The organism is Frondihabitans sucicola, assembly GCF_030296615.1.
Lineage (GTDB): Bacteria > Actinomycetota > Actinomycetes > Actinomycetales > Microbacteriaceae > Frondihabitans > Frondihabitans sucicola.
In genome coordinates this window covers 377,207-403,613 of the sequence record NZ_AP027732.1, presented here as the reverse complement: position 1 = coordinate 403,613, position 26,407 = coordinate 377,207, and the positions used below count along the sequence as shown (strand labels likewise).

25 protein-coding genes and 3 pseudogenes are annotated in these 26,407 nt (G+C 68.9%); 10 read left to right on the top strand and 18 right to left on the bottom strand.

Features of this window, described 5'->3' with window-relative positions:
• Positions 1-77: 77 nt before the first annotated feature.
• Positions 78-578: a hypothetical protein gene (locus QUE79_RS02095; RefSeq protein WP_286345209.1), complete on the bottom strand. Its 501-nt coding sequence runs from the start codon at positions 576-578 to the stop codon at positions 78-80.
• A 258-nt stretch (positions 579-836) separates the two neighbouring features.
• Between QUE79_RS02095 and QUE79_RS02090 the strand changes: the two genes are divergently transcribed.
• Positions 837-3,398, top strand: coding sequence for a septum formation family protein (locus QUE79_RS02090; RefSeq protein WP_286345208.1), 2,562 nt, complete (start codon positions 837-839; stop codon positions 3,396-3,398).
• A 92-nt stretch (positions 3,399-3,490) separates the two neighbouring features.
• On the opposite strand, the gene QUE79_RS02085 is transcribed toward QUE79_RS02090, so the two are convergent.
• Complete coding sequence (locus QUE79_RS02085; protein ID WP_286345207.1) at positions 3,491-4,309, bottom strand: HAD-IIA family hydrolase; 819 nt, start codon at positions 4,307-4,309, stop codon at positions 3,491-3,493.
• Between the two features lie 61 nt (positions 4,310-4,370).
• On the opposite strand from QUE79_RS02085, the pseudogene QUE79_RS02080 reads away from it, so the two are divergent.
• Positions 4,371-5,020 (top strand): annotated as a pseudogene (locus tag QUE79_RS02080) (TrmH family RNA methyltransferase).
• An 8-nt stretch (positions 5,021-5,028) separates the two neighbouring features.
• Here QUE79_RS02080 and QUE79_RS02075 read toward each other — a convergent pair.
• The 12 genes and pseudogenes from QUE79_RS02075 to QUE79_RS02020 form a co-directional block, all read right to left on the bottom strand.
• Positions 5,029-5,307: a hypothetical protein gene (locus QUE79_RS02075; RefSeq protein ID WP_286345206.1), complete on the bottom strand. Its 279-nt coding sequence runs from the start codon at positions 5,305-5,307 to the stop codon at positions 5,029-5,031.
• Positions 5,304-5,633 (bottom strand): arsenate reductase/protein-tyrosine-phosphatase family protein, encoded by a 330-nt coding sequence (locus QUE79_RS02070; protein ID WP_286345205.1) that lies wholly within the window; start codon positions 5,631-5,633, stop codon positions 5,304-5,306. Before QUE79_RS02070 ends, QUE79_RS02075 begins: the two co-directional genes overlap by 4 nt.
• Positions 5,630-6,538 (bottom strand): glycosyltransferase, encoded by a 909-nt coding sequence (locus tag QUE79_RS02065; RefSeq protein ID WP_286345204.1) that lies wholly within the window; start codon positions 6,536-6,538, stop codon positions 5,630-5,632. The genes QUE79_RS02070 and QUE79_RS02065 overlap by 4 nt, the downstream gene beginning before the upstream one ends.
• Positions 6,505-6,762 (bottom strand): hypothetical protein, encoded by a 258-nt coding sequence (locus QUE79_RS02060; RefSeq protein WP_286345203.1) that lies wholly within the window; start codon positions 6,760-6,762, stop codon positions 6,505-6,507. Before QUE79_RS02060 ends, QUE79_RS02065 begins: the two co-directional genes overlap by 34 nt.
• Positions 6,763-6,852: 90 nt before the next feature.
• On the bottom strand, positions 6,853-7,596 hold the full coding sequence (locus QUE79_RS02055; protein WP_286345202.1) for an SGNH hydrolase domain-containing protein: 744 nt from the start codon (positions 7,594-7,596) through the stop codon (positions 6,853-6,855).
• A 380-nt stretch (positions 7,597-7,976) separates the two neighbouring features.
• Positions 7,977-9,008, bottom strand: a pseudogene (locus QUE79_RS02050) (acyltransferase family protein); the annotation flags it as partial.
• A 67-nt stretch (positions 9,009-9,075) separates the two neighbouring features.
• Positions 9,076-9,444 (bottom strand): hypothetical protein, encoded by a 369-nt coding sequence (locus QUE79_RS02045; protein WP_286345201.1) that lies wholly within the window; start codon positions 9,442-9,444, stop codon positions 9,076-9,078.
• Positions 9,441-10,373 (bottom strand): hypothetical protein, encoded by a 933-nt coding sequence (locus tag QUE79_RS02040; RefSeq protein WP_286345200.1) that lies wholly within the window; start codon positions 10,371-10,373, stop codon positions 9,441-9,443. The genes QUE79_RS02045 and QUE79_RS02040 overlap by 4 nt, the downstream gene beginning before the upstream one ends.
• Before the next feature lie 122 nt (positions 10,374-10,495).
• A complete protein-coding gene (locus QUE79_RS02035) occupies positions 10,496-11,440 on the bottom strand; it encodes a hypothetical protein (protein WP_286345199.1) in 945 nt (314 codons plus the stop codon).
• Entirely contained in the window at positions 11,356-12,732 is a 1,377-nt protein-coding gene (locus QUE79_RS02030; protein WP_286345198.1) for a glycosyltransferase, read from the bottom strand. Before QUE79_RS02030 ends, QUE79_RS02035 begins: the two co-directional genes overlap by 85 nt.
• Complete coding sequence (locus QUE79_RS02025; RefSeq protein WP_286345197.1) at positions 12,729-13,724, bottom strand: CpsD/CapB family tyrosine-protein kinase; 996 nt, start codon at positions 13,722-13,724, stop codon at positions 12,729-12,731. Before QUE79_RS02025 ends, QUE79_RS02030 begins: the two co-directional genes overlap by 4 nt.
• Positions 13,627-14,160 carry a YveK family protein gene (locus tag QUE79_RS02020; RefSeq protein ID WP_286345196.1) on the bottom strand — a complete coding sequence of 178 codons (534 nt, stop codon included), beginning with the start codon at positions 14,158-14,160 and terminating at the stop codon, positions 13,627-13,629. The genes QUE79_RS02025 and QUE79_RS02020 overlap by 98 nt, the downstream gene beginning before the upstream one ends.
• Positions 14,161-14,344: 184 nt before the next feature.
• Between QUE79_RS02020 and QUE79_RS02015 the strand changes: the two genes are divergently transcribed.
• From QUE79_RS02015 to QUE79_RS02000, 4 genes are all read left to right on the top strand, one after another.
• A complete protein-coding gene (locus QUE79_RS02015; RefSeq protein ID WP_286345195.1) occupies positions 14,345-14,752 on the top strand; it encodes a DUF3151 domain-containing protein in 408 nt (135 codons plus the stop codon).
• 2 nt (positions 14,753-14,754) lie between these two features.
• A complete protein-coding gene (locus QUE79_RS02010) occupies positions 14,755-15,387 on the top strand; it encodes a glycosyltransferase (protein ID WP_286345194.1) in 633 nt (210 codons plus the stop codon).
• Positions 15,357-15,857: a glycosyltransferase gene (locus QUE79_RS02005; RefSeq protein WP_286345193.1), complete on the top strand. Its 501-nt coding sequence runs from the start codon at positions 15,357-15,359 to the stop codon at positions 15,855-15,857. The genes QUE79_RS02010 and QUE79_RS02005 overlap by 31 nt, the downstream gene beginning before the upstream one ends.
• A 218-nt stretch (positions 15,858-16,075) precedes the next feature.
• Positions 16,076-16,996, top strand: coding sequence for a hypothetical protein (locus tag QUE79_RS02000; RefSeq protein WP_286345192.1), 921 nt, complete (start codon positions 16,076-16,078; stop codon positions 16,994-16,996).
• Position 16,997: 1 nt separating this feature from the next.
• Here the strand turns inward: QUE79_RS02000 and QUE79_RS01995 are convergent, their stop codons facing one another.
• From QUE79_RS01995 to QUE79_RS01985, 3 genes are read right to left on the bottom strand one after another with little or no spacing between them, the layout of a single operon-like run.
• Entirely contained in the window at positions 16,998-19,001 is a 2,004-nt protein-coding gene (locus QUE79_RS01995; RefSeq protein WP_286345191.1) for a YhgE/Pip family protein, read from the bottom strand.
• Positions 18,998-19,660 (bottom strand): hypothetical protein, encoded by a 663-nt coding sequence (locus QUE79_RS01990; protein ID WP_286345190.1) that lies wholly within the window; start codon positions 19,658-19,660, stop codon positions 18,998-19,000. The genes QUE79_RS01995 and QUE79_RS01990 overlap by 4 nt, the downstream gene beginning before the upstream one ends.
• Positions 19,657-20,358: a TetR/AcrR family transcriptional regulator gene (locus tag QUE79_RS01985; RefSeq protein WP_286345189.1), complete on the bottom strand. Its 702-nt coding sequence runs from the start codon at positions 20,356-20,358 to the stop codon at positions 19,657-19,659. The genes QUE79_RS01990 and QUE79_RS01985 overlap by 4 nt, the downstream gene beginning before the upstream one ends.
• A 454-nt stretch (positions 20,359-20,812) precedes the next feature.
• On the opposite strand from QUE79_RS01985, the gene QUE79_RS01980 reads away from it, so the two are divergent.
• Both QUE79_RS01980 and QUE79_RS01975 read left to right on the top strand, forming a co-directional pair.
• Positions 20,813-21,820: a zinc-dependent alcohol dehydrogenase gene (locus tag QUE79_RS01980; protein WP_286345188.1), complete on the top strand. Its 1,008-nt coding sequence runs from the start codon at positions 20,813-20,815 to the stop codon at positions 21,818-21,820.
• Positions 21,817-22,593: a FadR/GntR family transcriptional regulator gene (locus QUE79_RS01975; RefSeq protein WP_286345187.1), complete on the top strand. Its 777-nt coding sequence runs from the start codon at positions 21,817-21,819 to the stop codon at positions 22,591-22,593. Before QUE79_RS01980 ends, QUE79_RS01975 begins: the two co-directional genes overlap by 4 nt.
• Here QUE79_RS01975 and QUE79_RS01970 read toward each other — a convergent pair.
• On the bottom strand, positions 22,549-23,805 hold the full coding sequence (locus tag QUE79_RS01970) for a mandelate racemase/muconate lactonizing enzyme family protein (RefSeq protein ID WP_286345186.1): 1,257 nt from the start codon (positions 23,803-23,805) through the stop codon (positions 22,549-22,551). The two genes, QUE79_RS01975 and QUE79_RS01970, sit on opposite strands and share 45 nt — an antisense overlap.
• On the opposite strand from QUE79_RS01970, the pseudogene QUE79_RS01965 reads away from it, so the two are divergent.
• Positions 23,723-25,092, top strand: a pseudogene (locus QUE79_RS01965) (cellulase-like family protein). The gene QUE79_RS01970 and the pseudogene QUE79_RS01965 sit on opposite strands and share 83 nt — an antisense overlap.
• Positions 25,082-26,407, top strand: coding sequence for an ABC transporter substrate-binding protein (locus tag QUE79_RS01960; protein ID WP_286345184.1), 1,326 nt, complete (start codon positions 25,082-25,084; stop codon positions 26,405-26,407). The pseudogene QUE79_RS01965 and the gene QUE79_RS01960 overlap by 11 nt, the downstream one beginning before the upstream one ends.

The following is a 26,407-nucleotide window of genomic DNA, read 5'->3' as shown; positions in this document are numbered from 1 at the left end:
GACGAGCCGGCGGTCCCCGAGGAGGAGAACGCGGGCCGGATGGCCGACGCGCACTCCCGGGCCGAGAGCGAGCAGGATCACGACGCGGCCGGACCCGACGCCGGCCCCGCTCCCGAAGTGCCCGACTCGGACGCGCGCGACTCGGACGCGCGCGACTCGGCGCCTGCTTCGTCCGTGGGCGAGGTCTCTTCGGGCGAGGTCGTCCCGGCTGAGTCGTCCTCGGCCGAGCCTGCTTCTGCCGGGCCTGATTCGGCCGAGCGCTCTCCGGCCACCCCCTCGCCGGCCGAGTTCGAGGCCGGCCCGGGGGCGACGGTGCCGATCGTCCCGCGGCAGCTCCCGACCGCGGCCTCGTTCTTCGGGGAGCCCCGGGCTCCTCGGCACTCCGCGCACGTCGAGCCGGGCCCGCCAGCGTCGGGTCCTGCTGCCCCGGACGGCGGCGCGGGTGGTGCCGCCCCGGGCGCTCCTGCGAGAGACGCCGCTGCCACCGTCGCCGTCGCGGGGGCAGCCGCGCCGGGCTCCGGCCCGGCGGCGTCCTCCTCCGCCACTCCCGCGTCCGCGACACCGCTTGCGCCCGTCACGCCTGCGGCGCCATCGCCTGCAGCGCCATCGCCCGCGGCGGAGCTCGCGCCTGAGACGGCAGCACGTCCCGCGCCTGCAACCCCTGCCGTGCCTGCGACCCCTGACGCGCCTGCTACCCCCGCCGCGCCCGCAACCCCAGCAACCCTCGCCGCGCCCGCAACCCCTGAGTCGCAGCAGTCTCCTCCGCCCGCCGGCGCGACACCGCAACCCCCGAGGCCGCCCGACCGGTCGCGAGCGAGTCGGCGGCGCCGCACCCGATGGCCCTCGATCTCTCGGCGCTGCGCGGGCAGCGCGACGACTCGGACGAGCCCGTCGAGCCGCTCACCCCGTGGAGCCTCACCGCCGAGCAGCCGGCCCTCGACGCCGCGGCCCTTCCGTCGCACGACGGCGACGGCGAGACGCCGACGGCTGCATTCGGCGCCGTGTTCGGGGCGGTTCCGACGGCGCCGATTCCGCACGTGCACCCGGAGTCGTCGTTCACCGAAATCATCTCCGTTCCTGCCGACGCCGTCCCCGACACGTCGGAGCCCGCGAGCTTCAACTGGGCCGATCTCCCTGCGCCCGCAGCGGACCTGCCCGAGACGCAGGCCATCAGCTTCGCCGAGGCGTCCGGTGACGCGCCGGCCACGCCCGCTGCGGCGACTCCGGCCGTGGGGGCGATCGCGCCCGAGCCCCTGGCCGAGGTTTCCGAAGAGGCGCCGTTCGATCCGTTCGCCGAGCTGCTGCAGCCGGACGAGCCCGACGAGCCCGAACCCGTCGACGCAGCGTCGGCCTGGGCCGACGTGCCGCGGGACGAGCCGGTGCCGTCGGGCGTCGCGCCGGTCGAGGCGGCGCCGGTGGAGGCCGCGCCGGTGGAGGCCGCGCCGGTCGAAGCCGCGCCGGTCGACGAGTCGCACCATGCAGACGACGAGCAGGACCCCGCCTCACCGGAACCGGCCACCGCCCTGCTGCCGGTCGGAGAACCCTCGTCGGACGAGCAGCCCCGAGCCACCGAGATCGACCCCGGCACGCAGCCCACCGGCGACGTAGCCCCGAATGGACTGCACGCCGACGCCCCCGCGACGCCGGCGCCGTGGTGGCTGACCCAGCGCCTGGCGGAGGCCGCCGCCGAACGTCAGGCCGAAGCCGACGCTGCGGATCCTGAGTCGCCCGCCGGAGCCCAACCGTCGAGCCCCGACGAGCCGCCGACGTTCACGGAGCTTCTCGGCGTCGTCTCGCCCGAGTCGCCGGCTGCCGACCCGTCGACAGCTTCGCCCGCAGGATCTGAGACTCCCGACCAGGATTCCCCGGCCCCCGGAGCGCCGTGGTCGCTCACCGGAGCCGTCGACCCCGAGCCGCCGGCTGCTGCGACGCCGCCCGCTGCGACGTCGGCTGCTGCGACGCCGCCCGCCGCTGCGACGCCGCCCGCCGCGACGACGGCTGCCGCCGCAACGCCGCCCGCCACGACACCGCCCGCCGCAACGCCGCCCGCCGCGACACCGCCCGCCGCGACACCGCCCGCCGCGACGACGGCTGCCGCCGCAACGCCGCCCACTGCGACGCCGCACCCGGAGTCCGCCCCAGCGCCCGAGCCCGCCTCGGCCCCGGAGCCGGCCCCCGAACCCGGACCTGTTCTCGACCCGGCGGACGAGCCCGACCCGGCAACCACGTCCGACGCAACCACATCCGACGCAACCACGTCCGACCCGAGCACGCCCGACCCCGACCTCGACCCGGTTTCAGCCCTCTTCGGCGACATCGTCGAGCCCATCGACCCCGACGAGACGATGACTGTCGGGCCAGCGACCGAGAACGGGGAACCCGCGGTCGAGGTGGACAGCGCGTGGGCGGATGCGCCTCGGGATCCTGCGCCCTCGTCGCGCCCCGCGGTCGACGACCTGCCGCCGACCGAGGCGCTCGCCATGCCTTCCCTGCCGGCGGACGCCCGAGACGAGCCCGAGGCGGACCGCGCCGCACAGTCCGTCGACGCCACGCAGGCGTTCCCGGTGCCGCCTGTCGAGCCGCCGACCCGAGCCTTCAGCCAGCCGACGGCGGCCGACCCGACCGAGATCCTGCAGCCGGGCGCAGGCTCGGGGTCCGCCGCCAGCGACCTCGGCCCGAGTCGTCGCCCGGTGACCCCGATCGATCCTTCCAAGGTGCCCGCGTCGTGGTCGTCGGCCGCCCCTGCCGAAGCGGCACCCGCCAAGACCCGCGGAGGCGGCGGTGGGGGCTTCGCCTCCTGGCCTCGCGAGCGCCAGATCCTGCTCGCGGTGGGAGTGGTCGTGGTGTTCCTGATCGTCCTCGCCGTGCTCTTCTTCTTCGGCCGATCCATTGCGTCCAGCGCGTCGGCGCCCGCGGCTCAGGCGCCGGTGGCGACGGCGACCCACGAGACCGCGCCGTCGCCCAAGGCCACGCCGACCCAGGCGGCGCCGGCACCGAGCCCGACCGCCGCGAACGGCCCGGCGTCCGCGGGAGTCCACCAGTGGAGCGATCTCCGCGGCGGCGAATGCCTCTCGTCGTTCACGAACGCCTGGCAGCAGACCTACACCGTCGTCAGCTGCAACGACGCCCACGCCGCCCAGCTCGTCGCGACGGGGACGGTGGCGGGGGCAGCAGGCTCCGCGTACCCGGGCCTGCCGGCGCTCGAGGCGCAGATCTCGCCCAAATGCCAGTCGGGCGACGTGATCAACGTCAGCGCCGCGCAGGCCTACACGGGCGTGCAGATCTCAGCGAGCTACCCCGCGAGCGCCGAGCAGTGGACTGCAGGATCGCGCACCTACTACTGCTTCGTGAGCCGCACGGGCGGCCAGACGTTCACCAGCAGCCTCGCGGCGAGCTAGAGCGGTCTCTCACGTCGCCGCTCCCCGCACCGGAACCGCGACGCCGCCCGGCCAGACGCGCCCGGCCCGACGCGCCCAGCCACAAAGACCGCCTAGAACCGCCCGTCGGCATCCCCGAGGTCGGCGGCCACCGGCTCGGTGCGCACCAGCTCGTGCACCCCGGCCAGCACTTCGGTGGGGCGGAACGGGTAGCGGTCGATCTCGGCCTGGTCGCTGATGCCGGTGAGCACCAGGATCGTGTGCAGCCCGGCCTCGATGCCGGCGATGATGTCGGTGTCCATGCGGTCGCCGATCATGGCGGTGTTCTCGGAGTGCGCGCCGATCCTGTTCATCGCCGATCGGAACATCATGGGGTTGGGCTTGCCGACCACGTAGGGCTCTTTGCCGGTCACCTTCGTGATCATGGCCGCGATCGCGCCGGTCGCAGGAAGGATGCCTTCGGACGACGGCCCGGTCGCGTCGGGGTTCGTCACGATGAAGCGTGCGCCGCCCATGATGAGCCGAGCCGCCTTGGTGATCGCCTCGAACGAGTAGTTGCGAGTCTCGCCGACGACGACGTAGTCGGGGGCCGTCTCGGTCATGATGAAGCCGGCCTCGTGCAGCGCCGTGGTCATTCCGGCCTCGCCGATGACGAAGGCCGAGCCGCCGGGCATCTGCGAGCGGCAGAAGTCGGCGGTCGCCAGAGCAGAGGTCCAGATGCGTTCCTCCGGCACCTCGAGGCCGGACGCGCGGAGTCGGGCCGACAGGTCACGCGGAGTGAAGATCGAGTTGTTCGTCAGCACCAGGTACGGGGTGCCCTCGTTCTGCCACTGCGCGATCAGCTCGGCGGCTCCCGGGAGGGCCTGGTTCTCGTGGACGAGGACGCCGTCCATGTCGGTCAGCCAGCATTCGACTTCTTCGCGTGTTGCCATGGCGCCCAGCGTAGTGGCCACCGACGACGGCGAACCCGCCCGCTCCTGTCAGACTGGTGGGATGCCTGACGAACCCACACCGAGCGCCGAGTGGACCACCCACGGGGTCGGTCCGTGGCCCGGTGGCGAGGCGGCCTGGCCCACCGAGCCGCGCTTCGATCCCGAGCTCCTCCGCCACGGCGACACCCGCAACGTCATCGACCGCTACCGGTACTGGACGATGGAGGCGATCGTCGCCGACCTCGACGAGCACAGGCACCCGTTCCACGTGGCCATCGAGAACTGGCAGCACGACATGAACATCGGGTCGATCGTGCGGAGCGCCAACGCCTTCGCCGCCGACACCGTCCACATCATCGGTCGTCGCCGCTGGAACAAGCGCGGCGCCATGGTCACCGACCGCTACCAGCACGTCGTCAACCACCCCGACGTCGCGACGTTCGTCGCTTGGGCGAAGGAGCGCAGGATCCCGGTGCTCGCCATCGACAACGTCGACGGGTCGGTTCCGATCGAGACGTTCGCGCTGCCCGAGGAGTGCGTCTTCCTCTTCGGCCAGGAGGGCCCGGCCTCTCGGCGGAGGCCGTCGCAGCAGCGGACGCCGTCCTTGAGATCGTGCAGTTCGGTTCGACCCGGAGCATCAACGCCTCGGCCGCGGCCGCCGTGGTGATGCACGCGTGGGTCATGCAGCACGCCTTCGCTCCGTCGACCTGACGGCCGACTCAGCAGGCCGCTCGCCGCAGCGATCTGCGGAGGTCGTCGACGGCCTCCGTGATCTCGCGGCCGGCGTACTCTGCCGCTGCACGGCCGCGCCGATACGGGTCGACGATGTCGTCGTCGCTCGGCTCCGCCGGCGGATCGACGAGACCCCGGTACGACATCGCGGTGTTCACGAACGATCGGAGCCGGTCGCCGAGCCGACTGCCCGCCGACTCACGGTCGGCATCGGCCTCGTCGTCGGTAACGGCTGACGCGAGCCTCGCGAATTCGCGGAGCGTCACCGTGGTCCGGTTGGCGCGAGGGACGAGGAGACGATCGCGCGGCGGTGGCTGCGATCGAGGGCCAGGACGAGGTCGGCCTGCCGGACCATCTCGGGTGTCAGTGCGCGCGCGCGATGCGACTCCGTCGACAGCTGGAGACCGTGGGCCAGGGCGACGAAGTCGGACGGCACGGGGGCTCCGACGGGGGCCGACGTGCCGGCGCTCTCGACGGTGATTTCGTCGAGGTCGGCGAAAGCCTCCCGCAGCGCCGCTTCTGCGAGCGGTGATCGGCAGATGTTGCCGGTGCAGACGGTGAGGATGCTGAAGTTGTCGGACGAGGAGGTCATTGCGGAACCCTTTCGTGGAGCCAGGCATCGGCGTCGATTCGCGCGTCGCGCTCAGGAAGGCTCGCCAGAACGTCGCGTCGGCGCAACGGCTCCCGGAGAGCGACCTGGGCGGCGGCTGCGAAGCGATCGACGAAATCGGCTCCGTCGACCGAGACGATGAAATGGCCGCGCTGTTCGAGCCAGGAGGCGAGGCCGGTCTGGCACGTGGTGACGACGGTCGTTCCGACCGACAGGGCCTCTTTGATCGGGAGGCCGACCTGTTCGCGCCAGCGCCCCTCGGGCAGGGACGGGGCCAGCAGGATCGACGAGCTCGCCAGCTGCTCGAGGACCTTCGACCGGGGCAGCGGACCGAGGTAGCGGCGCGACGCCGGCCGGCGCGCCGCCCAGTCGGCGACGGCTCCGGCCAGGGGCCCGGGGCCGATGACGGTCAGTCTGGCGTCCGCGTCGCCCCCTTCGATCTGTTCCCACGCGCGAAGGAGCTCGTGGACTCCCTTTCGGCCTTCGAGAACTCCGACGAAGGTCGCTCGTGTGCGGCCCGGTGCGACCTCGGCCTCGTCGTCGTCCTTCTGGCCCGTGGCGGGGGCTCCGTCGAGGGCGGCGGCGGGCAGCTCGGTGAAGACCCGCTGCGGAATTCCGCGCACGAACGGAAGAGCGCGGTACGTCGAACCGGCCGCTGGAGTGGCGAACGCCAGGCGATCGACGGCGAAGCGCGTATAGAGGCCGAGAGCGACCTTCGACACCGTTCGAGCGGGGGCGGGAAGCGGCCCGGCGGCGCCCGCCACGAGATGATCGAGGTCGTTGTTCTCCATGGCGTACGAGCAGACCGACCGGCGTCGCCCGCGAACGAGCCCGGTGACCCGGAACGCCGCGATCAGAACGGCTGCGCGGGGAGGAACCTCATCCACAGCGGCTCCGGCATTTCGAGCCGTTCGGCCGGGGAGCGCCAGAAGGCTCGGACTGCGCCGGCGAGCGTGACTCGGCGAACGCCCGCAGGGAGCGGAGCATCGCCCAGGTCGTATTTGGTCTGGAAGAAGAGCACGTCGGCCGGTGCCGTCACGGGAAGACGCTCGAGGTGCACGGCTCGGAGCTCGGGAAGCAGCCGGATGGACCGCGCGTGAGTCGGCGGCACGGGTCTCCCTTCCGTTGATAATGACATATGCAACATATTCTATTTGAGAAGTGTTCCGTCGAGCAACCCTCGTTCAGTCGATCTCGGGGATCAATCGCCCGCGAAGGAGGGGGCCAGCGCGCGTCCCAGGTCGTCCGTCAAGTGCGTTCGGTCGGCGCGGACGAGGTGCGGCCCGAGGAAGGCGGGGCACGTTCCGTCGAGGCAGAACCACACTTCGACGTCGACGAAGTGAGCGTCGATGTCGGTGCGGCGGGCAGCGGTCACCGCCCGAGACTCCGCCGTTCGCTTGATCAGGTAGCGCTCGTCCGGGGTCGTCGCGCAGGAGGCGGGTTCGAGGAACCGCGTCGGGCACGTCGCCAGAGAGGGGCCGGCCGGTGGGTTCGAGAGAACGACGAGCCGAGCGTGCGTCGATGCCAGGCGCTCGAGCGTTCGCAGCGTGCCGTCTGCCCACTCGGTCGTCGCCGCGGGGCCGGAGGAGCCGCTGTCGAGAACGTCGACCAGGTTGACGGCGTCGGACAAGACGATGAGGTCGGGGGAACGGTCGAGTGCGAACTGGATCATGGCGTCGCGGCTGGCCGCGCAGCGGGGCGCGAAGTCGGCCTCGCCGCGCGGCGTCGCCTCGACGTCGATTGACGGGCAGCCGGAGAAGGTGAGGGCTTCGACTCGCCAGTCGTCGGGTGCCAGGGCCGCGACGACGGAGCTGGTCCAGCTGGCGGCGACCGAGTCGCCGATGACGACGGCTCTCTTCTGAGCATCGCCGGGCCCCCAGGCGCAGGATCGCAGGCCTTCGGGTCGGAGCGTGGGGTCGTGGCGACAGCCCGCACGGGCGTCCATGGCGTCGGGCAACCGGTCGCCGAAGACCGTGTCGAGTTCGCCGCGAACCGGCTCGGGCCAGGTCGTCGCGACGACCGCCGCCGACAGTGCGGATTCGAGGCTGGTGGTCGTGAAGGCCGCCCCGGACTCGCGTGACGGATCGGCGGACCAGCCGGCTGCGATGGCCAGAGGGCTGGGGTCGCCGAGCCGAGCGGGGAGCGGAGCTGGGCGAACGAGCTGACGCCCACCAGACAGAGGACGAGGCCCGGTGCGATGCACGAGCGTACGCGGCGGAGCGGCGGCGGCGGGGCCGCGGGATCCGGCCTCCTCCTGCGGGTGATCGGCCACCGGCGGCTGAGGAACGGTTGCTCGATGAAGCGGAACGACGCTGCCGACAGGAGGAGTGTCGCTGCGAGTGCGAGGACGGGCGTTGCAGCGGTCTGGCCCAGGATGTCGGGTAGGAAGACGACCAGGGGGAAGTGCCAGAGGTAGATCGAATAGGAGTGTCGGCCCAGCCAGAGCGCGGGCCTCGGGGAGAGGACTCGGAGGAGCCCGCGCTCGGTTCCTGTACCGCAACCCAGGATCAGACAGGTGCCGACCACCGCGGGGATCGCGCCGGGCATCGGGAAGGCGCGAGAGGGGTCGACGGCGAGGAGTGACCAGAGGGCCAGCAGCGCTCCCGCCCCGACGATCCACGGCCGGATGCTCGGGCTGATGCGCGCGAGGAGCGGGCCGGCGAGGGCGGTGACGGCTCCTAGTCCGAGTTGCCAAGCGCGCGCTCCGGTGTCGAAGTACGCGGCGTCGATGTTTTCGTGGGTGAGGTAGAGCGAGCGGGCGAGAGAGGCGGCCGTGGCGGCGATCGCCACCCCGAGGAGGACGAGTCGGAGCCGAGGCGCTCGGCGAAGGCGGACCAGGATCGCGACGGTGACGGCGACGGCCACCGGCCAGGCGGCGTAGAACTGCTCTTCGACCGAGAGCGACCAGAAGTGCTGCAGCGGTGACACGGCCGCATCGGCCTGGAGGTAGGAGGTCTGCGCTGCGATCAGGTGCCAGTTCTCTGTGGAGGTCGCGGCCGCCAAGGCATCGAGCAGCGTCGTCAGCAGGCGCGGGCGGTACCAGACGACGGAGGCGGCGATGATCGTCGCGGCCAGGACGACCACAGCCATCGGAACGAGTCGACGAGCGCGCCGGAGGATGAAGGCCACCAGGTCGACCCGCCCCGTCGTGCGCGCCTCTCGAAAGAGGAGGTCGGTGATCAGGAAGCCGGAGATGGCGAAGAACATGTCGACGCCGGTGACGCCGCCCAGGGGGACGCCGACGAGGTGATACGCGAGGACGCCCCCGACGGCCCAGCCGCGCAGGGCCTCGACGTCGGTTCGTCGTGCCCGGGGACGGGATCGTGCTGTCGATCGATTCGTCGTGCCTTTGTGCATGAGGTATTTATACCTTTAACTCCACTTGTCGTGCCAGTGAAGCAGGGAATCGGAACTCGAGGATCGGTCATCCACAGGGGCTCGGCACCCGCGGCTCCGGGCCCGTCTCGACGATGTCGCTCGGTCTGTTCTCGCGGGCGCCTGCCGTGGCCGGAGCGAGGGCCAGGAATCCGAAGAGGAGCCCCAGCATCGACGTGAATCGGAGGTAGTCGAAGGAGAAGAGCATCACGACCATGACCAGGAGAACGGAGCGCGAGAGACGACCGGTGGTTCGAAATCCGACGATGAAGAGAGACACCAGGAGCACGAGTCCGATGACGCCCTGGGTCGCGAGGGTGGTCACGAGCTGGTTGTCGACGACGTCGAAGCCGTTCTGGAAGAGCAGTCCCTGGGCGAACAGCTGCGGCTCGGTGTCGCCCCCGCTGCCCCAGATCACTTCGCTCGCCGATCGGAGAAGAAGCCGCGGCACGTATTCGAGGTTGCCGGATCGGTTGCTGAAGGATCCGGAGCCGAGGAGGTCGTCGACGTACGACACGATGGATGAGCTGTAGGCGACGGCGGCGACCGCGCCTCCCGCGAGCAGGAGAAGGTTGCGGCCTCGAGCCGACAGTGAGCTCGACGTGAACGAGAGGTAGACGACGGCCACGGCGGCGGCCAAGAACACGCTGCGCGCTCCCGCCAGCACGAGGCAGAGGGTGAAGGCGGCGATGATCGCGACGCGAAGCGCCGGTCGATAGCGGCTCCACTCCGTGAGCAGGACCAGCAGTCCGACGGTGAGAAGCGCGGCGAACGGGATCCAGTGGCTCGTGGTGCCTTGGATGCGGAGGACGGTGTCGCCGAGGAGGGGTTCTCGTTGTAGCTCGCTCGTCCGTTCGCGTAGACCTTGTACCCCCAGAGGACGGGCGCGTGGGTGACGAAGAACTCGATGAGGCCGAAGACCGCTTGGAGACCCGCCGTAGCGACGATGCCGTCGCGGAACGCCTGCGCGTCTTTCGACGAGAACTGCGTCACGACGACGACCAGGAGGCACGAGAAGCTGCCGACGCGACCGATCAGGCCGGCGCCGTCGGGATTCGTGATGGCCGTCGTCACCAGGGTGCAGGCGAAGAAGGCCACGCAGAGCGGCAGGATCGGAGTCCGTCTCGCCGGCTGCGTGCGCGGTGACAGGGCGCTCAGGACGAGCAGCAGGAGCGACGCGACGATCACGGCATTCCGAATCGGCAGCGGTACGACGAGCGACCAGCCGACGAACTGCGCGCAGACGACGATCGAGGCGACGACGCCGCGGAGTCGCTCCCGAGGGAGGACGGCGGACAGGAGGAAGAATCCGACCAGTGACAGGACGGAGGCGGCGGCGATGAGCATTCGGGGGTTCTCTCGGAGGAAGGAGACTCAGCGGGGTGCGGTGGCCATCGACAGGAGCCACGCTCGTCGAAGGAGGAAGGCTTGGGTCAGGACGCCGACGGCTTCGGCCGCGATGACCGCGGTCACTGCTCCGGCGGCACCGCCGGCCGCGCCGAAGAGGGGAGCGTCACGACGGCGGTGCTTGCAGCGGCGACGATGGCGACCGAGATGCTCGGCGCGGCTCCGGCGGCCACCAGGGACAGGCCCAGGCCTCGTGAGGTCGACATGACGACGAGGAGCGCTGCTCCGAGTGCCACCAGAGTGAAGTCGACGTCGACCGCGCCGCTGAACAGGACCGGTACGACGAGGGGCATGACGAGCACGAAGATCGTCGCCGCCGCGATGCCGACAGCAGCGTTGACGCCGATCGCGACGATACTGCGTCGGCGCGCGACCGCCTCGTCTGCGACTCCGACGAAGCTCTGCAGGCGGGCGGGGACGGCTCCGAGGATGCCGAACCCCATGCGGAGAGGCCGGTCGAGCGCGGTGTAGGCGGCCACGCCGGCCGGTGCGACGACGCCGAGGAAGGCGGACGGCAGGGACGTGTAGACCGTGCTGACGGCTCGACCGGCGACCAGCGCGGAGTGTTCGCGGATCGTCGAGGGGGCGCGGGTGAAGTCGCGGCGTCGGGGCATCACGGGGAGGCCGCCGAGCCGCCCGGCGAGGATCACGCCGATCGCAGCGGCGGCGACCAGGGCGGCGCCGTAGAACGCGAGGCCGCCGCCGAGGGCGATCGCGGCGGCAGCGGCCACGGAGAGCCCGACCCGAGGGATCGTGTCGCAGGCGAGGGTCAGGCCGGGTCGGTGGGTGCCGACGAAGAACCACGCCGGGCTGAGTGCGGTCAGGACCGTCGCGCCGGCGAGAAGCGCCGCACTGGCCGTCTCCGTCTGGACGAGGGCGGCAGTCAGGAGGGCTGCTGCGGGCGCCAGGACTGCTGTGGCGATCAGCTTGCACGCCTGAGCGCGGCGGTAGATGCCCAGTCGGCCGCGTGGCGACTTCGCGACCCGTTGCGGGCCGACGACCCCCATCCGACCTCGGCGATGACGAGACCCGCGTTGCCGACTGCCAGAGCGATGGCGGTGGACGCCCAGCCGCGGGCGCCCAGGCTGGACGTGATCGCGGGGATGACGGCGAGCGGTGCCAGCGCGCTGAGGGTGGGCGCACCGAAGTAGAGCAGCACGGGCAGCAGGTGGCGCCGCAGGCCGGCGGCGTCGAGTCGTCGAACTTGGAGGCCCGTCGTCACTTCGTCACCGCCAGCTCGGTCAGCCGCAGGGTGAAGGCATCGAAGTGCTCGGTCACCCAGCTCTCGAGGCGCGCCGTGACGTCGCGGTCGGCGAGGGGAGCGCTTCGCTCCGTACGGCTCCGAGCGCGCGCGCGAGGCTCGAGGGATCGCCCGGGTGCGTCCGCACCAGGAGGGCGCCCGCCAAGGGGCGAGCTCGCGGGTCGCTTCCGAGTCGGCCGTGACGACGATCCTGCCGGAGGCGAGCCCCTGCCAGACCTTGTTGGCGACGACCGACGTGGCCTTGGCCGACGAGCCGAAGACCCCCAGGATCACGTCGGCTGCGGCGATCCGGCCCAGCAGCTGCGATTCGCGGATCTCGTCGACGAAGGTGCTGCGGTCTGCGAGGCCCGCGCCAGTGATTTTGCTCTCGATGCCGGCGCGCAGCGCGCCGTTGCCGATGAAGGTGACCTCGAAGTCGTGCTCGGCGACCAGCTCGTGCAGGGCGTCGACGACGAGATCGAGGCCGTGCAGGGGGATGTAGTTGCCGTAGTAGAGAAGCCGGAGGCGGTCTTGAGCCTCGCGGGGTGCCTGCGGTACAGCCCAGGCCGGTGCTCCGACGGGGAGCACGACGATCTTCTCGGCTCTCCCGTAGCGCGTCGCGAGAAGCGTCGCCCGGGCGGCGGTGTCGATGAGATAGAGGTCGGCGGCGCAGAAGGCGATGCGATCGAGGTAGGCCAGGCTGCGGGCCCTCAGGGACCGGGGCGAGGTCGACTGCCAGTCGCCGACGGCGGTCTCGTGCAGACCCACGAAGCCGTCGACGACGACGGCGCTGCCGGTGACAAGACCGGCGAACCAGACGATGGCCGCGTGCGCGAGGCGGAGCTCGGAGAGAACCAGGACGTCGGAGCGCCGGGCCCAGGAGATCAGCGTGCGGAGATCGCGGAGGATCCGGACGCTGCGTCGCGGGTGCGAGCTCAGGGGAACGACGCGCACGTCGAACGCACTGGATCGGTCGAGGTGGGCTCGGATTCGGCTGTTTCGCGGATAGTCGAGATCGTGGACGCGGTAGTACGCGACTCGGATCGGTGCGGCCGTCATGCGTGCGAGCGTTCTGCGGAGCCGCGTCCGAGAGCGGTGCTCGCGGCTTCCGGTTCGGCCGCATCGCGCCCGTAGTAGGCGTCGTACGAGCCGTAGCCGTAAGAGTTCGGGCCCTTGACGGGCATCATCGTGAGGATCGAGCCCACGGCGCGACTGCCGGTCTTCTCGAGGTTGTCCAGAGCGCTGCGCAGTTGATTCTTGGTGGTCCGCCCGACGGCCGTCACCACGATGGCCCCGCTCGCGAGAGTGCTCAGGACGGCCGCGTCGGTGACCGGCAGGACCGGGGGAGCGTCGATGAGCACGTAGTCGTGGCCGGCGGTCAGTTCGGCGATCAGCGCGTGCATGCCCATCGACCCGAGCAGTTCGCTCGGGTTGGGCGGAATGCTTCCGGCGGGCAGGACACTGAGCTTGCCTCGGCCCCACGGCTGGAGGGCGTCGGACAGCTCGACGCGCCCGATGAGGACGTCCGACAGCCCGATCGCTCCCTCCAGCCCCATGAGTTCGGCCAGGCGCGGCCGACGGAGGTCGCCGTCGACGAGCGCGACTCGAGCGCCGCTCTCAGCGAGGGCGATGGCGAGGTTCGCGGTGGTCGTCGACTTGCCCTCGGAGGGGAGCGCGGAGGTCGTGACGAAGCAGCGGTTCGTCGAGCCGAGGTTGATGAACTGGAGGTTGGTGCGGAGAGCGCGGAAGGCCTCGGCGCGGGGGCTCCGGGGTCGCTCCGGACGATGAGGGGGCGCTGCCTGATCGAGGCGTCGAAGCTGATGCCGCCGATGACCGGCACAGAGGAGATCGCCTCGACATCTGCCGTGCCGTGGATTCGCGTGTCGAGGGTGGATCGGAGCAGCGCAGCGGTGAATCCGGCTGCGAGACCGGCCAGGAGGCCGAGCCCGAGGCTCACCCCGTTCGCGGAGATGCCGGCATCGTGGCCGGGATCGCCGGTTCGACGGTGACGATCTTGACCAGGCTCGGACCGCCCGACGCGGGAGATTCAAGGGAGTCGACGACGATCGTGCTGAAGCTCTTTCCGATTGCGTTGGCGATGGTCGCCGTCTCTGCCGCACTCTCACCCGAAACCGCGATCGTGATGATCACGCTGTTGACCTGGGCCGTGGCCGTGACCCGCGAGGCGAGTTGCTGAACGCTGGTGTCGAGGTGGAGGTCTTTGATGACCGGCTCGAGCACGCCCGCGCTCGTGACGACGTCGGCGTAGGAGCGGACTTTCTGCTGGGCCGCGCTGCTGCCCTGGACGATGTCGACCGCGCTGTTCGATTCGGACGACTGGACGTTCACGAAGAGCCGCGTCGACGACACGTACGACTTGGGAGCGAGGAGTGCATAGGTGCCGGCGGCGAGGAGGCCGACCAGGGTGAAGACCACGATGGTCAGCCATCGCCGGCGGATGATGCGGATGTAGTCGCTGAGTTGCATGAGAAACCTGACTGGATCTGGCCGCAGCATCGTCGACGCGACAGGTGGGCGCAGAAGAGCACGAGTGGGGTTGGGGCGCTGCGCTGGTCATCGAGTGTGACCCGCAAACAATGTAGCATGTCACATTGGAATGGGGAAGGTCGAACTCTCGCTCTCCGTGCGGTCGTGGCACTACCGTGTGTTCATGGCCTCCACCAACCTCCTCGGCGTCCCCGAGACGCTCCTGCCCGATGAGCCAGAAGTCCGCGAAGCCCTGACCGGCGGTTCCGCGGCCGACGCTGCGAGGGCGCATCCCGGTTCGTCTCTCGCGTGGGCGCTGCTCTCCGACGAGGCCAGCGCCGATGGGCGAGAGCTGGAGGCCTACGCGTACGCGCGAGTCGGCTATCACCGCGGTCTCGACGCTCTGCGCAAAGCGGGCTGGCGCGGGCAGGGGCCCGTGCCCTGGTCTCACGAACCGAACCGAGGCGTTCTGCGCTCGCTGTACGCCCTACGTCGCGGTGCCGCCGCGATCGGTGAGGCCGCCGAGGTGGAACGGCTCTCGACGTTCCTCGACGATGCCGACCCGACCGCGGTCGCGGCGATCGAAGCCTAGGCGTGCCTCGCAAGCGGTCGGTGGCTCTTCTCGGTACGCGCGGGTACCCGAGCTATTACGGCGGGTTCGAGACGGCGGTGCGCAAGATCGCACCCTTCCTCGCGGAATCGGGCTGGGACGTCACGGTGTACGGGCGCGACGGAGCGATCCGCGACGACGACCCCGGTCGGGATCCCCGTGTGAAGACCAGGATCACTCGCGGTGTCGAGACGAAGTCGCTCAGCACGCTCTCGTACGGACTCACCGCCGTCTTCGATGCCGCCCGCCGCAAACCCGACGTCGCGCTCGTCATGAACGTCGCCCACGGTTTCTGGCTGCCTCTCTTGAAGCTGCGGGGTGTGCCGACCCTCGTCAATGTCGACGGCATCGAGTGGGAGCGGGCGAAGTGGGGAACCCTCGCCAAGCTCGTGTTCCGTGCGGGCGCGCGGACCACCGCCTGGTGGGGAAGCCGGCTGGTCTACGACGCTGTGGCCATCGCCGACTACTGGAAGGAGCGGTTCGGTGTCGATGGCGTGTTCATCCCGTACGGGGTGAAGAACCCGGCGAGCTGCCGGTGCCGGAGGAGTCGATCCATCGCGGCTACGTGCTCGTCGTCGCCCGATTCGTGCCGGAGAACACCATCGACGAGTTCGTGAAGGCGGCCGAGATCGTGGGTCGCACTCACGATGTCGTCATCGTGGGGTCGACCGGGTACGGAGGCGAACTCGACGAGCGTGTCTCGGCGCTCGCCGAGGCCAACCCTCGCGTCACCTGGCTGGGGCACCTCAGTGACGATCGCCGCCTGTTCGCCCTCTGGCAGCACGCCGGGGCCTATTTCCACGGGCACAGCGTCGGCGGTACGAATCCGGCGCTGGTCCAGGCCATGCTGTGCGGTGCTCCGACCGTGGCTCGAGACACCGTCTACAACCGCGAGGTCCTCGATGACGCCGGTGTGTTCGTGCCGCCCGATCCGGAGGCGATCGCGTCAGCCCTCATGGCTCTGCTCGACGACCCGGAGCGTCAAGAGGAGTTGTCCCGCGCCGTCGAGGCTCGTGCGCGAGCCCACTACCTGTGGGACGACATCTGCCAGCGGTACGAGAGCGAACTCCGGCGACTCTTCCCGTGAAGTGAAAGATTGAAAGTGTAGTATTTCGTTGGTAGTCTTGGGGTGCTGCGGGCGCTGATCGCCCGCGGCCGTCCAGTCGGTACCGGGCTGGGCGTCGTCGTCTCTGCGAGGAGCGCCATGCCCGTCAGCGTGCCCACTATCGTCATCAATCCCCTCGGGGGCGCCCTCAAGCACTACAGCTCGACCCTGGTCGAGACGTTGCGGTCGGGGGTGCTGCCGTGTCGCTGCGCGAGATCGACGAGCCTTCGGTCGCCGGCTCGCCCCGGGTTCTCTGGATCCTGCGCTATGTCGGGGCCCTTCTCGCCGCTCGCCGCAGTTTCGCCCGCGAGAGTCGTACGGGCATCGTGCTCGTGACGTGGCCCGTCTTGGGCTACCTCGATCTCGCGATCCTGCGCCTCACTCTCGGTCGCCGCGCCACGGGGCGAATCGTTTTGCACGACCCCACGCCGCTCGTCTCCGCCGTGGGTTACTCGCCGGTCGTCCGCCGGGCGGTCACGCCGCTGCTCCGTCGGCACCGCATGATCGTCCACTCGTCCGCCGCACACGCCGAGCTCGACGCCGGCAGCCTCGCGACAGCGACCGAGATCCTGCCCCATCCGCTGTGCGAGCGACCGCGCACCAGCTGGCCGTGCGTCGATTCGCGGCCGGTGGTTCGTGTCCTCGGGCAGTACAAGGCCGACCGCGACCTCGAACTGCTGGCAGAGATAGCCGACCTCGTCGGCGATCGGATGACGCTCGAGATCCACGGTCGAGGGTGGCCCGAGGTGCCGGGGTGGTTGGTCGACCGGCGATTCGTCTCGGAGGCCGAACTCGACTCGCTCATGTCGACCAGCGTCGCCGTGCTCATCCCCTACCGACGCTTTTATCAGAGCGGTATCGCGAATCGGTGCGTCGAGCTGGGTGTTCCGTTCATCGGGCCGCGCGACAGCACGCTCGCCGACCTGGTGCCCAGCGAATCGCCGCTCCTCGTCCCCGCGACGCCGCGGCGAGGTGCCGCGGCGGCTCGACTGTGGGTCGAGGCGGTCGGTGTCGCCTGCTCGTCCGACGCCGCTGAGCTTCGGCCTCTGACGCAGGGTGCCGTGCGTCGCAGCCACCGCGTCTGGGCCGACTGGCTGACCCGTCAGGTGGCGACCGCCTGACTCAGCCGATCAGGGAGGGCCTCAGGTCGCGCATCGTGCGGCGCCTCGTCATGCGGAACGCGGCGAGGAACGACAGGAGTAGCGCTCCGACCAGCCAGAGGGCGAGCACCCCGGCGTCGCTCCAGGCGGCGGCGATGTTGCCGCCGTACATGAGCTGCCGGATCCCGTCGACCGCATAGCTCATCGGCAGGGCGAAGTGGATCGCAGCCAACGGCCCGGGCAGCGTCTGCCAGGGGAACGTTCCGCCGGCGGTCACCAGCTGGATCAGCATGAGCACCAGGCCCAAGAACTGGCCGACGCTGCCGAGCCACACGTTCAGGGTCATGATGATCGCGGCGAACGTGACGGATGCCAGGACCATGATGCCGATCATCGGCACCGGGTTGACGACGTCGAAGCCGAGGGCGAACTTCACGATGGCGAACAGGGCGAGCATCTGGACGAGACCGAGGACGGCCGGTGTCAGCCAGCCGGCGAGCGTGATCCTGCCCGGCGCTCTGACCGCCGTGATGGCACGCTTCGAGATCGGCTTGATGATGAGGAACAGCGCGTACATGCCGATCCAGGCCGCGAGACTGATGAAGAACGGGGCGAGGCCCGCTCCGTAGGTGCCGGCGCTGGCGATCGAGGAGTCCTTGATGCTGACCGGGTCGGCGATCGCCGACGCCTGCTTGTCGCGGCTCGAGGCGGTCGTCGCGGGGATCTGCTTCACGCCGTCGTCGAGACCCTTGGTGAGCTTCGCGGTGCCGGTGACGAGCGAGGCGGCTCCCGAGTCGAGCTTCGTGATGCCCGTCGAGAGGCTGCCGGCACCGGACGACGCCGTGGCGGCTCCGGACGCGAGCGACGCGGATCCTGCTGCCGCGCTCGCGATGCCGTTCGTCAGCGCCGGCGTCTTCGCGTTCAGCGCCGCGGCGCCGGAGGCCACCTGCGCGCTTCCGCTCTTGAGCTGTTGGGCTGCGGAATTGAGCGTCTGGAGCTGGTCGTTCACGGAGGTCACCTGCTTGTTCACCGTGGCCGCCGTGGTCTTGCCGGTCGCGGTGGCGTAGTCGATGACGGCTTTCTGCTGAGCCTCGGTGAAGGGCGCCCCGTCTTCGGCAGCCTTCGTGAAGAGGTCGGTGAGGGCTTTCGTCTGGGCGACCTCGGCGGCCTTCTCCTGGGCCGGGAGGGCGGCTGCCGCGGAGGCGCTCGCCGCGGCGGCCGGGGCGATCTGGTCGGCGAGCTGCGAGTTCCCGTCGGCGACCCGCTGCGAGCCGGTGGCGAGCTGACTCGTCGCGGACGGGAGAGCCGTGGTCGACGACTTCAGGGTCTGGAGGCCGGAGTTCAGGGAGGCGGCTCCGGTGGAGAGCTGGGACGTACCGGACGCGAGCGATGCCGCGCCCGCCTTGGCGGAGTCGAGACCGGATTTGAGGGTGGTCGCGCCCGAGCCGAGGTCTCGGGATCCTGATGCCGCTGTCGTGAGGTTGCCGCGGATGTCGTCGAGACCCACGAGCAGCGTCTTGGCGGCGGTCTTCCCGACCTCCTGGGTGACGGTCGCGCGGATGGTCTTGCCCGCCTGGTCGGCGATCGTCGACGAGAGGTAGCTCGTCGTGTCGTTCGTCGTGAGGTGGATCTTCGCGGCCGTCGGGTCGGTCGTCGACGCGGACGTCAGGTCGCGCGAGAACGACGACGGGATCGAGAACACGAAGTTGTAGGTCTCGTCTTTCAGACCCTTCGATGCCGTGGCGGCGGAGACGACGTGCCAGTCGAAGTCTTTTCCGTCGACGAGCTGCTTGGTGACCTTGTCGCCGTAGTTGACGGCGTTGCCGTCGGCGTCTTTCGCGCCGGAGTCGGTGTTGACGATCGCGGCGGGGATGTGGTCGAGCTTCGCGTAGGGGTTCTGGTTGGCCCAGAGGTACATGCCGCCGTAGAGGAGCGGGACGACCATGAGCGCCACGAGCGCGAGGCGGGCGAGCGAGGTGGCGGTGAGCCGCTTCAGCTCGGAACGGATGAGGGCGACGATTTTCATTCGGGGAGGCCTTCGGGAGAGACGGCGGGAGTGGAGGAGGGTTCGTCGACGCCGTCGTCGACCGGGAGGAGCTGTCGGAGGTGGAGCGATGCGGCTACGCCCGTCACGACGAGCACCGTGAAACCGCGCGCGGAGAGGTCTTCGACGACGCGAAACCAGGCTTCGGTGTCGCCGCCGTGGCGTTCGGGCGAGGTCAGGACGATGCCCTCGACGCCCGGTCGCAGCACGGCCAGCTCGGTGAGCAGCCGGACGCGGGCCTCGGTCGGGAGCGCTCGGAGCCGCGTGTGCTCGTGGTCGCCGAGGCCGATCGCCTCGAGGAAGAGCTGGGCGTTGGCCCGATTGCCGCGCTGGTCGGCGAGGACGAGGTCTTCTTGGACCACGGTCAGCACCCTGAGATCGGCGAACGGCTCGGCGATCGTCGGGGTGTCGACCAGGGCGAACAGCTCGCGGATGCGGGCCGGGTCGGAGGCGCCGTCGAGGAGGACGCGACCGGTCTCGGGCGTCATCCTGCCCCCGGCGATCAGGGACGCCAGTGTGGGGGCGCCTTCGGTCTCGACCGCGGCGATGCCGGGGATGCGGGTCGTCGCGACGGCCGAGGTGGCGGGGAGCGCTGCGCCCGGCCCCTCTCCGATGCCGATTCGGTCGAGCGTGAGTTTCATCGGGTTGCCTCCGGAGTGCTGGGGTCGGTCGGGACGTCTGTGAAGGTCGCGTCGTCGAGACCGGGCAAATCGAGAGCGAGCAGGATCGCACCGGCTTCGCGAGCCGAGAAACCGGCGATCGAGAGCACGGACAGGACGACCAGGCGCCGACCCTCCGCCGAGGTCAGCCCGTGACGCGCGGCCTCGTCGAGCACCGAGATGGCGGCGCTCTCGACCAGGCGGGAGAGCCGGTCGACCGCGATGTCGGCGCGGAAGGCGCCGGCCTCGACGCCCCGGGCGACGATGTCGTGGACGTGGTCGCGCAGCGGCTTGAGCGCGTCGCCGACGAGCTGGACCTGTGGCCCGCGGACGGTGAGCAGGGCCATGACGCGGATGTGGTCGACCTCGTGCCAGATGCGCGCGCCGACGGCGGCCAGCTCGAGAGCAGGATCGCGCGGCTCGGTCTCGGTCTCGGCGCTCAGCATGGCGGCGTTGATGCGGGCGGCGCCGTGCACCGCGATCTCGCGGAGGAGAGCGTCGCGGGTGGCGAAGTGGCCGTAGATCGCCCGTCGCGACAGCCCGGCCTCAGCGGCGATGGCCTCGAGCGAGGCGTTCGGGTCGCGATTGAGGAGGGTTGCGGCGGCGAGAATGAGCGCCTCGCGGTTTTCGGCCGCGTCTCTGCGCGGCGCGCGGGTGCGGGTGGAGCTGGGCTCGGTCATGACTCCAGGGTACGCCTAAGTTGCACTCTTGTGTGCACTTTAGAGAAAGTACGCGGGGTGAGTGCGGCTCGGCCTTCCTTGGAAGCTGTGGCAGCATGCGCGCGGTCGGGGAACGGTCTGCACGCCCCGCAGTCGGCACCCTGATCACAGTCATTCACTGTCAGCAGCTTTGCTCCGTGGCATTGTTCTCGCCGCGGCTCGTGTCGGGTTGTACGGTGCCGATGACCAGGTCCAGGCCGACATCGGGAAGCCGGGTGATCATTCCCCGCCGGCAGAGTCGGAGATCGTCGACGACGAACTCGGCACCACAGCCACGAATCGGCCTCGGATCCCGAGCCCTACACTGGTTAGACCGGTCTATCCGATAGGTTTCCTCTAAAGCGCTAAGGGGTGTCGAGTTGTGAAGGTCGCACGATGGTACGGGCAGGGCGACATTCGGCTCGAAGATGAATCCATGCCCGTTCCCGACTCGGGCGAGGCTCTCATCCGGGTGCTGTGGGTCGGGCTGTGTGGCAGTGACCTCGAAGAGTTCGATTCGGGTCCGATCGTGGCGCGTCCCGGTGTGATCCTCGGTCATGAGATCGTGGGCGAAGTGCTGGAGCCGGCCGCAGATGGAACCGGCCCTCGGAAAGGTCAGGCCGTCATCGTTGACGTCGTGATCGGGTGTGGTCGGTGCTACTGGTGCCAGCGGCACGAGGAGGGACTCTGTCCGACTCTCGAGGTCCGTGGACAGACGCGCGACGGCGGGCTCGCGCAGTATCTGACGGCGGACGCCTCTCGATTGGTGGTGGTTCCATCCGGCGTGCCCGCGGATCGCGCCGCTCTTGCCGAGCCGGTATCCGTGGCCGTGAGAGCCCTGCGGAAAATCGGTTCCCTTCTAGGCCGGTCGGTGGTGATCTATGGAGGCGGAACCATCGGAATGCTCTGCGCCCAGCTCGCACAGCGGGGTGGCGCATCAACCGTCGTCGTGGTCGAACCGGGAGCGCTTCGCAGATCGGTGATCCAACGGTGGGGTGTCGTCACGATGTGGGCGGACGCCGAAGAGGAACGAAAGACGCTTCTGCAGGGCCTTCTTCCGGTGAGGGGCGCGGATGTCGTGGTCGAGTGCTCGGGCAGGTCGGGGGTGGCTCGCGAGGCGGCGCGCGTAACCCGCCGCGGTGGGTCGATGCTGCTCCTGGGCGTTCCCGTCGGTGAGGAAAACATGGATCTGCTCGATCTCATGCTCGCGGAGAAGTCCGTCTTCGGAAGTGCCGCACACATGTGGGACGATGATGTCGCCGTCGCCGTCGACCTTCTCAGTTCCGGAGCCCTCGACGTCGACTCGATGATCACGCACCGGGTGCCGCTGGAAGACATCGGGCACGCCTTTCGGCTCCTGCAGGAATCGGGAGAGGCCGCCATCAAGCTCCTCGTGGACTGTTCGTCGGCACCGGGTCCAGAAGACGAGGACGAAAACGCATGACATCCCATGGAATTCCGCTCGGCCGGGATCAGCTTCTTGAGCGTCTCATGCAATCCCTCGTCGGAGGCGACTTCAACCCCGGTGACAAACTGCCGTCGGAGCGGCAGCTAGCCGAGACGTACAACGTCTCCCGGCCCGTCATTCGTGAGGTCATGCAACGTTTGAAGGAGCGCGGCATTTTGCACATCGCTCCCGGCAGTGGAGCATTCCTCCGAGAATCGACCCCCTTGGATTGGGCGCGCCCTCTGGACGCCCTGGGTAGCCATAGGGCGGCGACGACACGGCAGTTGGTCGAAGCGCGAGTGATGCTTGAAGTTCGAGCAGCGTCTCTCGCGGCCGAGCGAGCCACCCCGGAAGACCTGGAAAACCTGCAGCGCGCGTTGGCGGCGTTCGCCGGGACGACGGATCTCTTCGAGCGTGCCCGGTGTGACATCGCTTTCCACTCGCTGATCGCCCGCTCGTCGCACAACCCGGTCATCGAGATGATGTTCGGCGCCATCGCGCCTTTGGTCTTCGAGGTGATGCTGCGCAGCCTGAGTGATTCGAAAGTCACCGAGCGCGGGGAGCCGTTCCACGCCCTCATCCTCGGGGCGATCCGGGCTGGTGATCCGGGTGCGGCTTCGGCGGCGATGGATGAGCACATCACCTTGGCGTCCACCCTGTTCGGCACGGACTTCGATGCGCAACTCAACACACTGGCCGGGCGGTCAGATCATGTGCTTTTCGGATCAGGAGTGGGCTTGGAAGAGGTCATCGCGAACGTGGTCGGCTGAGCCGGACCGGTCGGTAGTGCCAACCATTCCGGTCACCCGAACGTGTGTGCCGTCGCGGTTCCGGAGGCCGGGCGCCAGTTCTATGCCGAGGCCCGGGTCATCGCTCGGACGGATGCTGCCCCCGTCGATGATGGGCCCTCCGAGGGTGAGCGAGGAATACCAGCCGAGGTATCCCGCCCGGACGGTCTCCTGCAGGAGCGCATTCGGGGCGGCCACCGCGAGGTGTGTGCAGGCGCTCAGAGCCACCGGTCCGGTGCAATCGTGTGGGGCGACGGGTACGCCGTGCGCAGCGCTGAGGGCAGCTACGTGCTTCGCGGTGGTGAGTCCGCCCGACCAGGTCGTGTCGACGGTAGCGGCGCCGATGCCACCCTCGTGCAGGAGAGCCTCGAATCCAGCAAGGCCAGCCACCGTCTCTCCGGCGGCGACACGGATCGAGGTGCGTTCCGCTACTCGTGCAAGGCCACTGCGGAGATCGCTGCGCACCGGATCTTCGATCCAGAACGGGTCGTATTCTTCCAGTGCAGACGCGATCCGGCGCGCCGTGGGAACGTCCCAGAGCGAGTGCATCTCCACCATGACCGCCATCGAGTCGCCGACGGAGTCGCGAATGTGACGGATGGGCGCAAGGGCCGCGCCCATATCCCTGGCTGAGATGGAGGTCCCCCCGGACGCCTCGGCGAACCGGTCGAAGGGCCAGATCTTCATGCCGGTGATGCCCTGGGAAAGCAGCTCGGTCGCCAATTCTCCGGGCCTGTTGATAGCGGCTTCGAGATCCTCGTAGCGACCCGTCTTCAGGCCCCAATTCGATACGGCCTGTCCCGTGGCGCTGTTGACGTAGGCCGACCCTGCACAGGTGTTGTAGATGTCGATCGAATCGCGCGTGCGGCCACCCAGAAGGTTGTAGACGGGCTGCCCGCTTACCTTGCCCAGGATGTCCCACAGGGCAAGGTCGATCGCCGACCGCGCACGGGTCTCGACTCCGCTGCCGGTGTAGCCGACGTATCCCGCAAGTCGCTGCGCATGACGCTCGATCTGCAGGGGGTCTTCGCCTATGAGTGCCGGCGCGGCGATCGCGTGCAGGTGCGCCTCCACCGCCTCCGCGCCATAGAAGGTCTCGCCCAGCCCTGTGATGCCCTCGTCGGTGTGTACCTGGACGAATGTCAGGTTGGGGAAAGCGTCGACTCTGACGGTCTCTATCGCGGAGATTCTCATACTCGCAACCTACACTGGACTTACCAGTTTGACCAGCTGTACAGTGGGGCAACGATCACCGCCGATTGACCAAGGAGCCCCAAGGATGCGCCCAGAATTCCACCGTCCCTACGCCATCAGCATGTGGGACTTCTCCTGGCTGGAACGCCGTTGGCCCGGTGCCGGCTACGAGAACTGGGACACCGCCCTCAGCGAACTGGTCGAGCGCGGATACGACGCCGTTCGAATCGACGCCTATCCGCACCTGCTTTCCGCGGACCCCACGAAAGCGTGGGAACTTCTCCCAGCGTGGAATCAGACCAGCTGGGGGCTCAGTCGCCCGTCACGGTTCACGTCATGCCGGCTCTCCTCGAATTCCTCGAGACCGCTCGCCGCCACGGTGTCGGAGTCGCTCTTTCCACCTGGTACCGGCAGGACAGCGATGACGTGCGAATGAATATCCACACGCCGGAGGACCAAGCGCGAATCTGGCTCGACACGCTGAGGGTCATCGACGACGCCGGCCTTCTCGACACGATCATCTACGTCGACCTGTGCAACGAGTACCCGTTGCCGTTCTGGGCGCCCTACCTCCGGGCAGAAGACCTGGGCCCGGAACCCAGCAAGACCGAGCCGCGCCTGATCGAATGGATGCGGGACTCCATCGCGATCCTGCGGTCGCACTATCCCCACCTGGACTACACGTTCTCCTTCAATTCCGAGTTCGAGAGATGGCCGGACCTCGACGTCAGCATGCTCGACGTCCTCGAGCCGCACGTCTGGATGGCAACCACCGACAACGACCGCTTCAACGAGCGAGTGGGGTACCACTTCGAGAAATTCGACCCGATCGGTTTCGACCATCTCGTGAAAAACGGCCGTGCCGAGTACGAGAACAATCGTGCCGAGTACGACCGTCTCCTGTTCGAGCAGATCGACCGTGTGGCCGACTGGTCGCGCGCGACGGGATTGGGTCTCTACACGACCGAATGCTGGTCGATCGTCGACTACAAGGACTGGCCAGGTCTCGACTGGGACTGGGTGCTCGACCTCAATGCTCGAGCTGTCGAATACGCAGCTTCGAAGGGTCGTTGGGTCGGAATCGCGACCAGCAACTTCTGTGGACCGCAGTTCGCCGGGATGTGGCGCGAAGTCGAATGGCACCAGCGGCTGACCACTCTGATCAAGTCGGCTCCCGTCGACTCCGATCTTTCCAGGACCCGGACTTTCCGCGGCTCCGAACCCGTCAACCCCACCCCGTCGGCAACGGTGCCGACCCTTGGAAAGGATCTTCGTCATGACATCTGAACACGCTGGGCTGTCGTTCAGCCGCCGAGGTTTCCTCGCTCTCGGCGGTGGTGCCGCAGCCGTAGCTCTTCTCGCCGCCTGTACGACAGGTGGAGGTGGCGGTGCCGCAGCCGGCAAACCCCTGAAGTTCTGGAACATGCCCTGGGGCGGTACGACCTTCAACCCGCTGGACAAGAAGATCACCCTGGCCTACAAACCGGCCAAAGGCCTTTCTGCGGCGACGTACCAGGTCATCCAGTGGGATGCGTTCATCCAAACATTCGCGTCCGCCGTGGCTTCCAACACCGGCCCGGCCGTCAGCTCGGGCGGCGGTATCCAGGCGTTCCAGTTCGCCGCGCAGAACAAGATCGCCTACGCCGACGACCTGCTCGACAGTTGGAAGAAGAACGGTCTCTACGACGACTTCCTCCCCGGCCTCACTGACATCATGAAGACCAAGAAGGGAACGGTCGCCGTGCCGTACGGGCTCGACATCCGTGTCGGCTGGTACAACAAGACGCTTCTCGAACGCGCCGGCGCCACCGTCCCGACCGACTGGCAGTCCTACCTCGATGCCTGCAAAGCATTGAAAAAAGACGGCGTCTACGGGTTCGGCACCGGCGCAGGGCCCGGTTCCAACGTCGCCGGACAAATCATGACGGCGTGGATGATCAACAACGGCGGCGGCATCTTCGACGAGAACCAGCAGCCGAACCTTCTGACCGACGCCAACATCCAAGCCATCGATTTTTTGGTCGAACTGGCCCGCAAGGGCTACACCGATCCTGCCAGCACCAGTTACACGAGCGCCAATATCTATAGCCAGTGGAACGCCCACAAATTCGGCATGGGCTTCGACATCCCCGGACTCGCGGCGGGCGTCAACCAGTCCGTCCGCTCTGAGGTCGCCGTCCACTCGCCGCTCACGAGCCCTAACGGCGGCAAGGGAACCTTGCTCCTGCCCAGCAACATCATGATGTACACCAACACCCCCTCCCAGAGTGACAGCGAAGCGTTCCTGACCTATTACTACAAGAACATGGCGCCGCTCTGGACGAAGCAGACCGGCATCGGCCTTCCCCCGTTGAAGTCGATCACCGCAACGAAGGAGTTCCGATCCGACCCCAATGCGGTCAAGATCATCGACGAATGGCAACCCATCGGGAAGACGTGGGCTGCTCCCGGGAGTCAGGTGCTGTTCCCCAACGTCGCCACGGTAGACGGCACGACAATCATGTCGAACTTCGCGCAAACCATCTTGGCTGGTAAAGACGACGCGAAGTCGATCCTCAGTGCCCTCCAGGCCGGCATCAAGTCGACATCGAAGACGTACTGA